This is a genomic window from Micromonospora narathiwatensis (genome assembly GCF_900089605.1).
Taxonomy (GTDB): Bacteria; Actinomycetota; Actinomycetes; order Mycobacteriales; family Micromonosporaceae; genus Micromonospora; species Micromonospora narathiwatensis.
Map to the genome: position 1 here is coordinate 2591381 of NZ_LT594324.1, position 14597 is coordinate 2605977.

At 71.4% G+C, this 14597-nt stretch carries 13 protein-coding genes and 1 riboswitch; of the genes, 6 read left to right on the forward strand and 7 right to left on the reverse strand.

The window, feature by feature from the left end; translation table 11 throughout:
• Positions 1-2 precede the first annotated feature (2 nt).
• Positions 3-1028 carry an alpha/beta hydrolase gene (locus GA0070621_RS11400; protein WP_091194382.1) on the forward strand — a complete coding sequence of 342 codons (1026 nt, stop codon included), beginning with the start codon at positions 3-5 and terminating at the stop codon, positions 1026-1028.
• A gap of 6 nt (positions 1029-1034) precedes the next feature.
• On the opposite strand, the gene GA0070621_RS11405 is transcribed toward GA0070621_RS11400, so the two are convergent.
• The 4 genes from GA0070621_RS11405 to GA0070621_RS11420 all read right to left on the reverse strand — a co-directional run bounded on the left by GA0070621_RS11405 (position 1035) and on the right by GA0070621_RS11420 (position 5494).
• Positions 1035-1913, reverse strand: coding sequence for a bifunctional 5,10-methylenetetrahydrofolate dehydrogenase/5,10-methenyltetrahydrofolate cyclohydrolase (locus tag GA0070621_RS11405; protein ID WP_091194384.1), 879 nt, complete (start codon positions 1911-1913; stop codon positions 1035-1037).
• Between the two features lie 13 nt (positions 1914-1926).
• Positions 1927-2009, reverse strand: a riboswitch (ZMP/ZTP riboswitch).
• Positions 2010-2059: 50 nt separating this feature from the next.
• On the reverse strand, positions 2060-3208 hold the full coding sequence (locus GA0070621_RS11410) for an NRAMP family divalent metal transporter (protein ID WP_157739943.1): 1149 nt from the start codon (positions 3206-3208) through the stop codon (positions 2060-2062).
• 283 nt (positions 3209-3491) lie between these two features.
• Positions 3492-4505 (reverse strand): tyrosine-type recombinase/integrase, encoded by a 1014-nt coding sequence (locus GA0070621_RS11415; protein WP_091194387.1) that lies wholly within the window; start codon positions 4503-4505, stop codon positions 3492-3494.
• Between the two features lie 8 nt (positions 4506-4513).
• On the reverse strand, positions 4514-5494 hold the full coding sequence (locus GA0070621_RS11420) for a hypothetical protein (RefSeq protein WP_157739944.1): 981 nt from the start codon (positions 5492-5494) through the stop codon (positions 4514-4516).
• Positions 5495-5691: 197 nt separating this feature from the next.
• On the opposite strand from GA0070621_RS11420, the gene GA0070621_RS11425 reads away from it, so the two are divergent.
• Together GA0070621_RS11425 and GA0070621_RS11430 are read left to right on the forward strand one after the other, a co-directional pair.
• On the forward strand, positions 5692-6249 hold the full coding sequence (locus GA0070621_RS11425) for a hypothetical protein (protein ID WP_091194390.1): 558 nt from the start codon (positions 5692-5694) through the stop codon (positions 6247-6249).
• 289 nt (positions 6250-6538) lie between these two features.
• Positions 6539-8644, forward strand: a complete 2106-nt coding sequence (locus GA0070621_RS11430) for a cellulose binding domain-containing protein (protein WP_091194392.1) — start codon at positions 6539-6541, stop codon at positions 8642-8644.
• A gap of 363 nt (positions 8645-9007) precedes the next feature.
• On the opposite strand, the gene GA0070621_RS11435 is transcribed toward GA0070621_RS11430, so the two are convergent.
• Positions 9008-9736: an SDR family oxidoreductase gene (locus tag GA0070621_RS11435; protein ID WP_091194393.1), complete on the reverse strand. Its 729-nt coding sequence runs from the start codon at positions 9734-9736 to the stop codon at positions 9008-9010.
• A 176-nt stretch (positions 9737-9912) separates the two neighbouring features.
• Between GA0070621_RS11435 and GA0070621_RS11440 the strand changes: the two genes are divergently transcribed.
• Both GA0070621_RS11440 and GA0070621_RS11445 read left to right on the forward strand, forming a co-directional pair.
• On the forward strand, positions 9913-10371 hold the full coding sequence (locus tag GA0070621_RS11440; protein WP_167666812.1) for a peroxiredoxin: 459 nt from the start codon (positions 9913-9915) through the stop codon (positions 10369-10371).
• Between the two features lie 67 nt (positions 10372-10438).
• A complete protein-coding gene (locus GA0070621_RS11445) occupies positions 10439-11122 on the forward strand; it encodes a hypothetical protein (RefSeq protein ID WP_091194397.1) in 684 nt (227 codons plus the stop codon).
• A gap of 108 nt (positions 11123-11230) precedes the next feature.
• Here GA0070621_RS11445 and GA0070621_RS11450 read toward each other — a convergent pair whose 3' ends face one another.
• On the reverse strand, positions 11231-12166 hold the full coding sequence (locus GA0070621_RS11450) for a LysR family transcriptional regulator (protein WP_091194398.1): 936 nt from the start codon (positions 12164-12166) through the stop codon (positions 11231-11233).
• A gap of 137 nt (positions 12167-12303) precedes the next feature.
• Between GA0070621_RS11450 and GA0070621_RS11455 the strand changes: the two genes are divergently transcribed.
• Positions 12304-13548, forward strand: coding sequence for an MFS transporter (locus GA0070621_RS11455; protein WP_091202276.1), 1245 nt, complete (start codon positions 12304-12306; stop codon positions 13546-13548).
• A gap of 48 nt (positions 13549-13596) precedes the next feature.
• On the opposite strand, the gene cydB is transcribed toward GA0070621_RS11455, so the two are convergent.
• Positions 13597-14595, reverse strand: coding sequence for a cytochrome d ubiquinol oxidase subunit II (gene cydB / locus GA0070621_RS11460; RefSeq protein WP_091194400.1), 999 nt, complete (start codon positions 14593-14595; stop codon positions 13597-13599).
• Between the last annotated feature and the right edge of the window lie 2 nt (positions 14596-14597).

Consider the following 14597-nt stretch of genomic DNA (forward strand, 5'->3'; position numbering starts at 1 on the left):
CCATGGCCCCCGACAGCCTCACCACCGCCATCACCCTCACCATCGCGGCCGTCCTCGCCGCCGTACTGCTCTCCGCCACCTGGGACCGCGGCGCCGGCCCCCGCCACGCCGCCCTACGCGCCGCCACCGCCGCCTGCTGCCTCACCACCGCCCTGGCCGCCACCGCCATCTGGATCAACCACCAGGTCGACACCTACCCCAGCTGGTCCGCCCTCACCGGCCAGAACACCACCACCCGCACCGACCCCACACCCACCACCGACCAGACCGGCGGCCAACTCGTCACCCTCACCGTCACCGGCGCCGCCAGCGGCCTCACCCTCCCCGTCAACGCCTACCTGCCCGCCGCCTACCGGCAGCAGCCCACCACCCGCTTCCCCGTCATCGAAGCGCTGCACGGCTTCCCCGGCTCACCCCACGCCTGGCTCAACCGGCTCGCCGCCGCCCACCACCTCGACCAGGAAATCAGCTCCGGCCGGATGGCCCCCACCGTCGTGCTGTTCCCCCCACAGACCCCCAACCCCCTCCTCGACACCGAATGCACCGACCTCGTCAACGGCCCCCGAACCGAAACCTTCCTCACCATCGACGTCCCCACCGCCGCCCAGACCCACCTACGAGTACGCACCGACCGCGCCGGCTGGGGACTCATCGGCTACTCCGCCGGCGGCTACTGCGCCACCAACCTCGCCCTCCGCCACCCCGACCGGTACACCGCCGCCGCCAGCCTCTCCGGCTACGCCGACCCCGGCATCACCATCGGCGACGGCACCGAACACACCCTCAACGACGACACCTGGCGACTACGCCACCTGCCCCAACCCGCCGTCGCCCTCTACCTGTCCAGCGGCCGCGCCGACCTCAAGGCCCACCACGACGCCGAAACCCTCGCCCACCTCGCCCACCCCCCACTCACCGTCACCACCTCCTACATCGACGGAGGCGGCCACAGCATGGCCGTCTGGGAAGCCGCCGAAGGCCCCGCCTTCGACTGGCTCTCCACCTGGCTCGGCCGCCCCCGCCACTGACCCGGCTCAGCCCAACCCCGACGCCCGCCACGCCGCCCGCACCGCGTTACGGAACAACATCGCCACCGTCGTCGGACCCACCCCACCGACCCGCGGCGTGATCGCCCCCGCCACCTCGGCACACGACTCGTCCACATCCGGCAGCAGCCGCCGCCCCTCGTACCGCACCCCACCACCGACCACCACCGCGCCCGGCCGCACATGCTCCGGCCGCACGATCCCCGGCACCCCAGCCGCCGCCACCAGAATCTCCGCCCGCCGCGTATACCGCGGCCAGTCCGCCACCCCGGTGTGCACCACCGTCACCGCCGCGTTCGCCGTCGACCGCTTCTGCGCCAACAACATCGCCAACGGCCGACCCAACGTGGCACCCCGACCCAGAATCACCACCTCCCGGCCCGCCACCGGCACCCCGTGAAACGCCAGCAACGCCTCGATCCCCGCCGGCGTACACGGCAACGGACCCGGCAACCCCAACGCCAACCGACCCATGTTCACCGGATGCATCCCGTCGACGTCCTTGTCCGGATCCAGCACCGCAAGAGCCCGGTCGTAGTCCAGCCGCCCCGGAATCGGATACTGCACCAGCACCCCGTGCACACCCTTGTCGGCGTTGAAATCCTCCAGCACCGCGTGCAGATCCACCTGCGACGCCGACGCCGGCAGATGCACATGCGGAGAGACGAACCCCAACTCCGCCGCCTGCCGCTGCTTGATCCGGATATAACCCGCGCTCGCGTCGTCGTCACCCACCAGCACCGTCGCCAACGCCGGCGTCACCCCCACCGCACGCAACGCCGCCACATCCTCGGCGACCTCCGCGAACACCCGCTCCGCCACCGGCCCACCCGGCAGCAGCCGAGCCGACACACCCGAAGAAGACATGCCACACCTCGCCCACGGAGGCCCAGGCGGTCGACCCCCGCGGCGAGCTCCCCGATGGTTACAGCCATCCCCGTGCCGCCAGTCGCGTTCCCGCTCAGCCTGCCACAGCCCGCCGCGCCAGCACATCCGCCCGCGGCCCCACCGGCTCAACCCGGAAGCAGATGCACCCGCTGGGCCAGAAAGATCACAGTGACCGTGGCGACCAGCGCAGCGATCACCCAACCCGCCACCCGCAGACCCACATGGATCCGACTCGGACCCACCAACTTCGGATTCCCCGCCGCCAACACCAGCAGGACCAACCCCAACGGAGTCGCCACCCCACCGATCAGGCTCGCCGCGAACAACAACCGAATCGGACCGATCCCCGCCATCGCCAGAGCAACGCCGGCCAGCGCCTGCACCACGACCACCGCATAGAAACGCGGCGCCTGCCGAGGCGTACGACTCAGCCCCCGCGGCCAACCGAAAGCACTCGCCGTCACGTACCCGCCGCTCGCCATGATCACCGGCACCGCGATGATCGCGGAGGCGAGCAACCCACCCGCGAACACCGCACCCGCCAACGGCCCCGCCAGCGGACGAAGCGCCTGCGCCGCCTGCTCGGCCGTGTCCACATGCTGATGATGCGCGCCCAAAGTGGCACCACTGGCCACCAGGATGCACCAGAAGATCACCGCCGCCAGACCACCGCCCACCAGCCCGTCGAACTCGCGATACCGCAGCTCCCGCCGGGAACACGGCTCCTCGACCTGCTCCACCGTCTGCCACACGTACATGTAGCTGGTCAGCGTGGTACCCAGAATCGCCAACATCCCCGCCAGGTGCTCCCGCGTGAACGGCACCGCCGGAACCAGGCTGCCCCGCGCCACCGCCAACCAGTCCGGACGCGCCAGAATCGCCGCCAGCCCGTACGCGAGCAGACCCAGCATCACCAGCTTCAGCACCCGCTCGACCTCGTCATACTTGCCCCACAGCAGCAGGGCCAGCACCCCCGCGGCGAAGCCGGGAACCAGCCAACGCGAGTCCACCCCGACCAGCAGACCGATCGCCGCCGCCCCGGCCGCGACATCGGCCGCGACCGTCACCACGTTGACCGCCAGAACGGAGACCAGGAACAGGACACTCACCACCCGGCCGTACCCGTCGCGCACCGCCCGCTGAAGATCACGCCCGGACAGCACGCCCACCCGCGTGGCGAGAACCTGCACGACCACCAGCGCCGGCATCATCAACAAGGTCAGCCACGCCAGCCCGAACATCGTGCTCGCCCCGACCACGACCAACGTCGCCACCGTGGTCGGATCGGTGTCCGCGGCCCCCGACACCAGGCCCGGACCCAGCGACCTGAACCCCAACCCCCGGGAACCCGCCGACGACCCCGCCCCGCGCCTCCCGCGACCGGACCGCGACAGCCGCCACCCACCCATCACGACCCCCGCCGGCGGCACCGGCCCAGCCCGACCCGACGGCCGGACGTCTCACAACCGGCCGCTGCTCGAACCTCGAACCCGTCGGCGGCCACGCACTCTCAGAGTGTGACAGCGAACCGGCGACCGCGGACGAAGTTCCGGTTCGTCAACGAACCGGACCGACCGCCCCAGGCCCCGACAACTCCGCCAACACCCGGTTGGTCCGGTTGGACCGCACCGCCGCCCGCTGCTGACCCGCCGTCACCTCGATGTACGTCTGCGACGACGCCAACGACGCGTGCCCCAGCAACCGCATGATCTCCGCCGCGCTCGCCCCGTCCTCCGCCAACCGGGTCGCGAACGTGTGCCGCAACGCGTGCAGCCGCGCACCACGCGGCACCCGGTCGCCGATGCCCGCCCGCCGGTAGCAGGACTCCACCAGATACTGCAGCCCACCCCGGCGCAACGGCTCACCCCGCCGGTCCACCAGCAACGGCGAGTCCGGCCGCACGCTGCGCGCCCCGAACCGACGACGGCGGCTGTCGAGGTAGTCCACCAACACCCGGTCCACGCCCGCCTCGATCGGCACCGTCCGGGGACGCCCGCCCTTGCCGGCGACGTCCACCCGCCGCTCGCCGGCACGGCCGGCCAGCGACGCCACCCGCAACGCCAGCAGCTCGGACAGGCGCAGCCCCGCGCAGAGCGCCAACGCCAGCACCGCCAGGTCGCGTTCCGGCCACGGGTCGCGCTGCCGGCCGTCCGCGCGGGCCACCGCGGCCAGCAGCTCCTCCGGGGTGTCCTCGCCGCGCAGCGGCTTGGGCTGGGGGAGAGGCGTGCGGGGTCGCCCCACCGCCGGCATCGGGTTCCCGGGTACGACGCCCTCGGCGACCAGGAACGTGAAGAAGCTGTTCCAGGTGGACCAGGCGCGGTGGACCGAGGCGGCGGCGCGGGGAGCGGCGAACCGGGCGAACGCCGTCCGCATGATCCGGGGGGAGAGGGCGGTGATCTCCAGCTCGTCGAGGGGGAGGGGAGGGGTGGCGTGCTCGGCCGCGAGCTGGGCGACCGTGAGCAGGTCCCGCCGGTACGCCGCGAGGGTGTGGGGGGAGGGCTTGCGGGTGGCCCGGGCGGTCAGGAACTCCTCGATCAGTCGCCCTACCAACTCGTCCGGTTTGTCATGCATAAGGGATATTATGCATGATTTTCGCGTTCGAGTGCTGACGATGCCCGGGGGAGGTCGGGCTGTTCGCCTTCAGGGGACTCGTCCGCGCCGTGCTGGGCTCGGCGGGCCGCCCGCCATCCGACGAACGCCAGATGAAGTTGATGCGCGCCGAACCAGCCGAACGGGCCGCTGACCCACAGCGGCCAGCCCCGCCGGTCGGCGACAAAGGCGGCGACGAAGCTGAGCGCCGACAGGACCAGGCCCACGATGACCCGTCGTACGGTCGTACGGGTCGGTGCCGGTTCGACGAACTCCCGGGTCCGGCCTCGTCGCTGCGCGGGTATGCCCGCCTCCAGGCGTTCGAGCTCGGCGAGGGTGCCGATCGCGTGTCGACGGTCCGGCTCCGCGGCGTACGTGGCGATCGCCCGGGCCACCAGGTCCGGGTCGCCGTCCTCGAACGCGACCTCGTTGCGTGTCGGTGTCCAGCCGGTCATGGTGACCAACTCGGGCCGGGCGTAGCGCAGTTTGATCTGCCACCGGTTCTCGCCTCTGACCGGCGGTTCCGGAGCGAGCGCCTCCCAGGGGACGGTCAGCGCGCCGGCCATCTTGCCGGCCTCGATCCCGCTGGGCCGCAGGGTCAACCCGGCGCCTTGCCACAGCGCCCGCCACATCGCGGCGAGCATGCCGCAGAAGAACAGCCCGGCGACGAGGCCGGCCCAGGTCTCGTGGATGCCCACCAGGCAGAGTCCGGCCAACTGCAGGACGAGCAGGCCGAGGAGGAGGTTGCTGGCGTACGGCGGCGTGCGGAAGCTGCGGTCGCGCTCGTCGACCAGGAGCGTCGCCCAGGGCCGCCGGTTGTGTCGTAGGGCCACGACCACGGCCACGCCGAGCAGGATCGCCATGCTCACGAGGCAGGCGATGTAGATCGGCGCCGGATACCCGACCCCGATGATCAGTTCGGCGGCGAACACCCCGAGCCCTGCCACGATGACCTTGCGTCGTCTGTCCACCGAGCGACGGTACGGGTGCCCGGGGTTGCCGGGGAACGGCCGCCCGGCCCTCTGAAGATCATCCAATCCGCTGCCCGGCGGCGACGGATGCGACCGCCGAGGGAGGGCTCACCCCGTCCAACTTGACATAATGTACATTATCGAATGTTCGTTCGGCGGCGGGTCGAGCCCTGCAACTGGGGGCGCCCCTCTTGGGCATGACCGACGACCCGCGGCCGGCCGGCGACCATCCCGCGATCCAACCCCCCGGACCCGTCACACCCGTCCCTCATACCCGCCTCAACCCCATCGAGCTCTCCGGATGGGCGCAGGCGACCGTCGTCTACATCGGGTCGGCCGTGGCTGCCGGAGTGCTGGGGAACATCGCGTACGACGGGCTCAAGGCGGCACTCGGCCGGCTGCGACGCGGCAAGGTGTCCCCCGAACCCAGGCTCCAAGACCCCGACCTCGTGCTCCTCGCTCGGACAGCGGTCAACGTACGGTGCACGGAACTCGGCATCGACGGGCAGGCCGGTGCCGACCTCAACGCCACTTGCATGCCGGTATCCGATGGGTGGGAGGTCCTGTTCCGCCGCCTCCCTCATGGGGTCACGGCCTCCGTCCGGCTGTCGGTCGACGATCAGAGGGCGGACGTCAAGGCGGAGGTTCGCCTGCCGGAGGAACTGGTCAGCCAGCGCCCCGAGGTGAAAGACGACGGGGGTGCCGTGGGGGTGCTCAGGGCGGCCGACGGGTGGGAGCAGTCACCGCCCGCCTAGCCCGTGCCCCTGCACGATCCGCACCTCGACCCGGATCTCGTCAAGCCACGGCCCGCCGTACTTGAGATCTCCGCGAGTCCCGTGGGATTGTTGTACGTCGATGAGCTGCCGCGCGCGGGGCTGACCGCCGTCCAATGGGCAACCGGGAACTGATCCCGGGGGACGGCGACAAGCACAGGAGAAGTCCGTCCCTGGTCCGCCCGCCGCGCCGCCGCGCCGTCCGGCGCGAACTACCCGTCACCGGCTGGGCGAATCTCTGTCGTGAGGAACAGTCATGAGAAACCCCAGCATGTACGAATATCGAGGGGGCGCCAGGCCGGCACGCCGCGCCCGGCCTGGTCGACGTCGCTGGACGTCGCTCGCGGCGAGCCTGCTGCTCGCCACCGGCGCGCTGTCCGGGATCCACCCGCCGAGTGCCGGCGCGGCGACCACCACGGCGATCGTGACCGTGAACGCGCGGGCGGGGCTGGCGACCATGCCGGACACCGCGCTCGGCGTCAACCACGCCATCTGGGACCAGCACCTCGGCAGCACCGAGACGTCGGACCTGTTGCGGGCCGCCGGCGTCCAGATGATGCGGTACCCGGGCGGCTCGTACGCCGACATCTACCACTGGCGGGACCACACCGCGCCCGGCGGGTACGTCGCCCCCGGCACCGACTTCGACACCTTCATGGCGGCGGTGCGCCGGGTCGGCGCCCAGCCAATGATCATCGCGAACTACGGCACCGGAACCGCGGCCGAGGCCGCGGAGTGGGTGCGGTACGCCAACCTGACCAAGCGCTACGGCGCCAAGTACTGGACGGTCGGCAACGAGAACTACGGCAACGGCCACTACGGCTCGGCCTGGGAGGCCGACGACCACCCCGACAAGAGCGCGACCCAGTACGCGAAGCTGGTCGTCGAGTACGCCGACGCGATGAAGGCGGTCGACCCCACCATCAAGGTCGGCGCGGTGCTGACCATGCCGGCGAACTGGCCGGACGCGCTGACCGCCGGCAGTGATCCGGGTCCGTGGAACCAGACGGTCCTCTCCCTCGCCGGCCCGAAGATCGACTTCGTCGACGTGCACTGGTACCCGGGTGGCAGCGCCGCCGAGTCGCTGGCCCGTACCGGCCACATCAGCGACGCGATGTACCTGCTCCGGCAGCAGCTCAACCGGTACGCCGGGGCGAACGCGGCGCGAATCGGCATCAGCTTCACGGAGTTGAACGTCGACGCCGGCCGAAACACCCAGCCGGGTGCGCTGTTCCTGGCCGACGCCTACAGTGGGCTGCTGGAGAACGGTGCCTTCACGGTCCACTGGTGGAACGTGCACAACGGTATCGGCACGGTGTCGACCGTGGCGGGACAGACCGACTTCGGCGACTTCGGCATGCTCTCCAGCGGCGGCTGCACCTCGGACGGCACGGTCTGTGAGCCGCCGTTGAACACGCCGTTCGCGCCGTACCACGGGCTGTCGATGATGAACATCTTCGCCCGGGCCGGTGACCAGTTCATCCGCGCCGGCACCGACCAGCCGCTGGTCACCGCGCACGCCGTCCGGCGGGGCAACGGGGAGTTGGCGGTGCTGCTGGTGAACAAGGACCCGGACAACGCGTACCCGGTCACCATCGACTACGCCGGGTTCACCCCGTCGACCGCTGCGCCGACGGTCTACACCCACACCAGCGGCGCCACTTCCATCGCCGCCGGCCAGACCGGCACTGCGACCAGCCGTGTCCTGCCGCCGTACTCGCTGACCACGCTCGTGGTGCGCCCGGCCGGTGCGGTGGCCGGTCAGCCCGGTGCGCCGGGCCAGCCCACCGTGAGCGGCGTGACCGACCGGCGGGCGACCATCTCCTGGCCGGCGGCCGCCGCGGGCAGCAGCCCGATCGCCAAGTATGAGGTGTACCGGCAGAACGGGGCGATCGGTGAGCAGCTCGGCGAGACGACCGGCACCACGTTCACGGTCGGCAACCTGAACCCCGGCAGCAGGTACACGGTCAACGTGCTGACCCGGGACACCGCGGGGCGGGTCTCCTGGGCCTCCCCGCCGCTCACCTTCGCCACCGGCAGCCCGGCCGCCAGCACGTGCGGCGTCCGCTTCAGCAACAGCACGGACTGGGGCAACGGCTACATCGGCGCGGTCGACATCGTCAACAACGGGGCAGGCCCCATCAACGGCTGGACGCTCACCTGGACCTGGCCGACCACCTGGCAGCAGGTGAGCGGCGGCTGGAGCGCCAACTGGGAACAGGTCGGCAATGCGGTGAGGGTCACCAACAACAACGACAGCCGGCAGATTGCCGGTGGTGGGGGTAGCACCAGCATCGGCTTCGTCGGCGCGTACAGCGGGCCGAACGTCCTCCCGACCGCGTTCACCCTCAACGGCACTCTTTGCACGACCTTGTGAGATCACCGCTGGTAGTTCTTGTTCGGAGCGGCGACTTCGTTCCGGCTTGAGCCAGCACAGGACGGGACGCCCGCTACCGGCCGGACCTGTCGTGAGCCCGCCCGCGTCGCGCGACGCGGGCGGGCTCGGTTCGTGCGCGCCCGCGGTGGCTCGGACGCACGTCGCATTGCCGCATTCCCTGCTTGGCGCCCTGACCGTGGTCGGTCACGTGGTGTCGTTGCGTCCGTCCACTGTGGTGGGCATCGTCGGTCCACCGGCGTCAGGTGGGGAGGGCGCGTGGGCCGACGTATCACCGGGGTTCTCCCCCGCTGTCTGCGCTGGCGTGCCCGCGCGGTGCCGCGTGCGGTCCGGGTGGTGGAGGTGTCAGAGGCCGCCGGCGATGCGTAGGACGGCGCCGGTGGTGTAGGAGGCGTCGGGGCCGAGGAGGAAGGCGATGGCGCCGGCGACCTCGTCGGGTTCGCCGGCGCGGCCCAGCGGGATGCGTCCGGCGGCGCTGTCGGCCCGGTCGGGTACGCCGGAGCGGGTGTGGATGTCGGTGCGGATGATGCCGGGGGCGACGGCGTTGACCCGGATGCCCTGGGGGGCGAGTTCCTTGGCGAGGCCGACGGTGAGGGTGTCGGTGGCGGCCTTGACGGCGGCGTAGTGGATGTATTCGCCGGAGCTGCCGAGCGTGGCGGCGGCGGATGAGACGTTGACGATGGCGCCGCCGTGGGTCATCCGGCGGGCGGCCTGTTGGGCGCAGAGGACGTACCCGATGAGGTTGACGTCGACGACCTGGCGGAGGTCGTCGAAGCGCAGGTCGGTGAAGGGGCCGATCGGGCTGGTGATGCCGGCGTTGTTGACCAGGCCGGTGAGTGGGCCGAGGTTGGCGGCGGTGTCGAAGAGGCGCTGGACCTGGTCGGGGTCGCGGGTGTCGGCGGGGACGGCGACGCCACGGCGGCCGGCGGTGTGGATGTCGGCGAGGACGGTCTTCGCGGCGTCGTGGTCGTGGTGGTAGCCGATGGCGATGTCGTGGCCGGCGGCGGCGAGTCGGCGGGCGGTGGCGGCGCCGATGCCGCGGCTACCGCCGGTGATGACGGTGACGTTGGTCAATGGCCTGCTCCCCTGCCCTGGTGGTGCGGGTGACGTTACCGTGGCGGGCGCGCCGCGGTGGTGGAGAGGCTGATCACAGTGGCTGGGAAGGCGGGCCGCCGGTGGTGTGTTCGGTGGCGGCGCAGGGTTGATCGCCTACGCTCCGGTGGTGTCGGGCCATCGGACGGAGGTGCGCGGTGGGTGCGGGTGTCGGGGATCTGGTCGACGATTTCGAGCTGCCGGACGAGACGGGTACGCCGCGGCGGTTGTCGGGGTTGCTGGCGGCGGGGCCGGTGGTGCTGTTCTTCTATCCGGCGGCGATGACGCGGGGGTGCACGGCGGAGAGCTGTCATTTCCGGGATCTGGCGGCGGAGTTCGGGGCGGTCGGCGCGCAGCGGGTCGGGATCAGCCGTGATCCGGTGCGGCGGCAGGCGGAGTTCTCCCGGCGGCACGGGTTCGACTATCCGCTGCTGTCGGACGTCGACGGTGTGGTGGCGGAGGCGTTCGGGGTGCGGCGTCGGCTGCCGTTGGGTGCGTTGAGCACGCGGCGGATGACGTTCGTGATCGGTCAGGACCGGCGGGTGTTGGCGGTGGTGCGCAGCGAGTTGAGCATGTCCGAGCATGCGGATGCGGCGCTGCGGGCGTTGGGGGGCTGATCTTCCGGTTGTCGCAGCCGACTGGTATCAAGGCTGCGATCAAACATGTGTACGGGAGAGGGCTGTGATGGCGGGCCAGGGTTTGTCCAGTGACGAGGTGGCGGGCATTCGGGAGGCGTTGGCGGCGGGTCGAAAGCCGAAGGTGGTGTTCACAGCGGCGGCGGGGCAGATCGCGGGTCAGGTCGGGCAGGTGGTGGAGCTGACCGATCCGGAGGTGTCCGAGGAGTTCGTGGTGGTGCGGTTCGGCCGCGACGAGCTGCCCTTCTCCCCCGCCGACGTGGCGATCGCGCCGAAGGGGGCCGGGCGGAAGCCGGCGGAGCCGAAGCCGGAGCCGGAGGCAGCGGAGCCGCCGGTGGCTGAGCCGGAGTTCGTGTTGGACACGCCGCGGATGCCGGCGCCACGTCAGGAGGAGCCGAAGGTGGAGCAGCAGGCGGAGGCGAAGCCCGCGCGTCGGGTGGTGAAGGCGGTGAAGCCGAAGAGCCCGGCGGGGCTCACGGTGACGTTGGCGTACGCCGACGGCGAGTGGACGGTGGCGGCGCAGCAGGGCGCCAAGGCGCTGGCGAAGCCGTACGTGGTAAAGCCGGCGGAGGCGCTGCGGATGGTGGCGCTGGTGGATGTGCCGGGGGTGCAGGAGGCGGTGGAGCAGATTCTGGCCGCGGAGCGGGCCGAGGCGGAGCAGCAGGCGGAGAAGCTGCGCGCCGAGCTGGCGGAGATCGAGGCGCGGCTGGCGGAGTTGCGCGAGGCTCCCTGAGACCACGAACCCCGGCCGAGACTGCTTCGGCCGGGGTTCGGGCCGTCAGCGTGATGGACGGCGAGCCGTCCGTTGATCCGGCCTTGATGGTCGTGGACGCGACGGTGTTCAACGTGGGAGCACCCAGGCCGGCGCCCAGGTCCCGGCGGCGCCGTGGGCGGTTGTTGTGGCGGCGAGGTGGTCGCGGAGGGCGGCCAGCGCCGGGTGGGGATTGTCGCGGTGCCAGAGGAGCGAGTGCGGGTAGACGGGCGTCGGGTCGGTCACCGGGATGCGGCGCAGGCCGTGGCCGGCGGGCCAGACGAGGCGGGTCTGTTCACTCATGAAGGTGGCCAGTGCGGGGGTGTCGGCGACGGTGTCGAGGAGCGCGTCGGAGCCGAAGTTGGGGCCGGTCGCCTCGATGGTGAGGCCGAACTCGGCGACGAGGTCGTCGTAGTAGGCGGCCCACTCGGTACCGGCGACGATGCCGGGCATCCAGATCCGGTGCCCGGCGAGTTGGGCGATGGTCACCGACCGGGCCGTCGCCAGAGCGTGGGCGGGGCCGGTGAGGAGTTGGAGCGGTTCGTCGAGCACCCGGACGGATTCGATGTCCTCGGGCAGGGGTCGGCCGGGCATGGCGACGGCGCGGAAGGACGCGTCGATCGTCCCGGACCGAATGGCGGCGACGGCGGTCTCGACGTCGAACAGCATCACCACGTCGAGTTCGATCTCGGGGTGCGTGCGGTGGAAGCCGCGCATCAGGCCCGCCGGCGCGACGCGCGAGGCGATCACGTCGACGCGCAGCGGACGGCGGCCGGTACGCACGGACGCGACGGCGCGTTCGGCGACGCGGAGCAGTTCGCGCGCGTGGGGCAGGAACGCCTGCCCGTCGATGGTGAGCTCGGCGCCGCGCGGCGTGCGGGTGAACAGCCGTACACCGAGGTTGCGCTCCAGCGCGGCGATGCGTTTGGAGACGGCCTGCTGGGTGATCGACAGCTCGGCGGCGGCTTCCTGGAACTGGCCCGCGTCCACGGCGGCGACGAAGGTGCGCACGGTGTCGTAATCCACGCCGACAGACCCTACCGACACAACTGTTGGTTGTAGCTTGCCGGCCTGGCGGTTGTTTGATCCGTAGTCCTGCCGCTTGTTTGGATCTCACTGGTCAACGTCGGGTTGTTCGGTGGGGATTGCGGGGGCTGCTGGGCATGGTGGCTGGCAGGTCGTTGGGGCGGCAGTTCGGGTGGCTGTGGGCGGCGTACACGGTCAGCATGTTCGGCACGTGGCTCGGGTTCGGCGCGTTTCCCTTGATCGCGATCCTCGTGCTGCACGCCGGGCCGTTCGAGGTGTCGCTGCTGTCCGCTGTGGGGTTGGCGGTCGGTGCGGTGGTCGCGGTGCCGCTCGGCCCGTGGGTGGAGTTTCGCCGTAAGCGGCCGGTGATGGTGACGATGGACCTGATCCGGTTCGCCGCGTTGATGAGCGTCCCCGCCGCGTACGCGCTCGGCTGGCTCACGTTCACCCAGCTCGTGGTCGTGTCGGTCGTCGCCGCCGCGGCCGACATCGCCTTCAAGGCGGCCGGCGGCGCCTACCTGAAGGGCCTGGTACCTCGGGCGGACCTGCTCGTCGCGAACGGACGGTTCGAGGCCACCACCTGGACCGCCACCGTGGTGGGACCGCCGCTCGGCAATGCCGCGATCGGCCTGTTCGGCCCGGTGGCGACCGTGGCGGCCGATGCGATCAGCTACCTGCTCTCGGCGGTGGGTATCCGCGCGATCGGGGGCGGCGAGCCGCGCCCCGCCCGGAGCGACGGCCCACGGCTGCGAGCCGGCGACCTGCTCGACGGGTGGCGCCACGTCCTGACCCACCCGGCGTTGCGCCCGCTGTTCTTCAACACGATCCTCGTCAACGGCCTGATCATGGCGACCTCACCGCTGCTCGCCGTTCTCATGCTCGACCGGCTCGGGTTCGCGCCCTGGCAGTACGGCCTCGCCTTCGGAGCACCGTGCGTCGGCGGACTGATCGGCTCGCGACTGGCCCGCCGGCTGGTCACCCGGTTCGGACAGCACAAGGTCCTGCGCGCCGCCGGGGCACTGCGCGTGTGCTGGCCGATCGGGTTGGCCTTCGTCGGCCCCGGCACTGCCGGGCTCGTGCTCGTCATCGCCGTCCAACTTGGCCTGGTCACGTGCATGGGCGTGTTCAACCCGGTGTTCGCCACCTATCGACTCGACCGGACCGCGTCGGGCCGGGTCGCCCGCACGCTGTCCGCGTGGTCGGTCACCAGCAACGCCACCATCGCCGCCATGACCGCCCTGTGGGGCGTGCTGGCCGACGTCACCGGCCCGCGCACCGCGATCGCGATCGCGGGTCTTCTCATCCTGACCACCCCGCTCCTGCTCCCGAGACACGACCGCGCCGGGCGGCACGAGCAGGAACTGGCCCCGAGCCACCCGTGAGACACCGCGCGGGGCCGGTGCGGCCTCCCCGCACCGGCCCCGCGCTGATCAGTGTTGCGGGATGTTCGCCACGCCGATCCGCTTGCGGAACACCCAGTAGGTCCAGCCCTGGTAGGCCAGCACGATCGGGGTGAAGATGACCGCCACCCACGTCATGATCTTGAGGGTGTAGGGGGTGGAGGCGGCGTTGGTGGCGGTGAGGGTGCCGGCGGTGTCCAGGGTGGACGGCAGCACGTTGGGGAACAGCGCGGCGAACAGGGTGGCCACGGCCAGTGCGATGGCCACGGCGGTGCCGGTGAACGCCCAGCCTTCCCGGCGTACCCGGGCGGCGGCGAGAGCGCCGAGCAGGGCGAGTGCGGCGCCGACGGCGAGCACGACGGCGGCCGCGCTGGAGCGGATGGTCAGCGTCCAGGTCAGGAAGGCCACGGCGACGACGGCGGTGCCGGCGCCGACCTTGACGGCGAGGGCGCCCGCGCGCTGGCGGACGTCGCCGGTGGTCTTGAGGGCGAGGAACACGGCGCCGTGGGTGAGGAACAGGCCGAGGGTGGTCAGGCCGCCGAGCAGGGCGTACGGGTTGAGCAGGTCGAGCAGGCCGCCGACGTACTCGTGGTCGGCATCCAGGGGTACGCCGCGCAGGATGTTGGCGAAGGCGACGCCCCACAGGATCGCCGGGACCAGTGAGCCGAAGAAGATGGCCTGGTCCCAGCGACGTTTCCAGGACGCTTCGGGGCGCTTGTGCCGGTATTCGAAGGCGACGCCGCGGGCGATGAGGGCGAGCAGGATGAGCAGCAGCGGCAGGTAGAAGCCGGAGAAGAGGGTGGCGTACCACTCGGGGAAGGCGGCGAACATGGCGCCGCCGGCGGTGATGAGCCAGACCTCGTTGCCGTCCCAGACGGGGCCGATGGTGTTGATCAGGACGCGGCGTTCCCGGTCGTCGCGGCCGAGGACGGGCAGCAGCATGCCGACGCCGAAGTCGAAGCCTTCGAGGATGAAGTAGCCGGTGAACAGTACGGCGACGAGGAGAAACCAGACGGTCGTCAGTTCCACGG

Bases quoted from the DNA above. Each gene is read 5' to 3' on its own strand.
- GA0070621_RS11400 (WP_091194382.1), top strand. From the start codon at position 3: ATGGCCCCCGACAGCCTCACCACCGCCATCACCCTCACCATCGCGGCC.
- GA0070621_RS11405 (WP_091194384.1), bottom strand. From the start codon at position 1,913: ATGTCTTCTTCGGGTGTGTCGGCTCGGCTGCTGCCGGGTGGGCCGGTG.
- GA0070621_RS11415 (WP_091194387.1), bottom strand. From the start codon at position 4,505: ATGCATGACAAACCGGACGAGTTGGTAGGGCGACTGATCGAGGAGTTC.
- GA0070621_RS11425 (WP_091194390.1), top strand. From the start codon at position 5,692: ATGACCGACGACCCGCGGCCGGCCGGCGACCATCCCGCGATCCAACCC.
- GA0070621_RS11430 (WP_091194392.1), top strand. From the start codon at position 6,539: ATGTACGAATATCGAGGGGGCGCCAGGCCGGCACGCCGCGCCCGGCCT.
- GA0070621_RS11445 (WP_091194397.1), top strand. From the start codon at position 10,439: ATGGCGGGCCAGGGTTTGTCCAGTGACGAGGTGGCGGGCATTCGGGAG.
- GA0070621_RS11455 (WP_091202276.1), top strand. From the start codon at position 12,304: ATGGTGGCTGGCAGGTCGTTGGGGCGGCAGTTCGGGTGGCTGTGGGCG.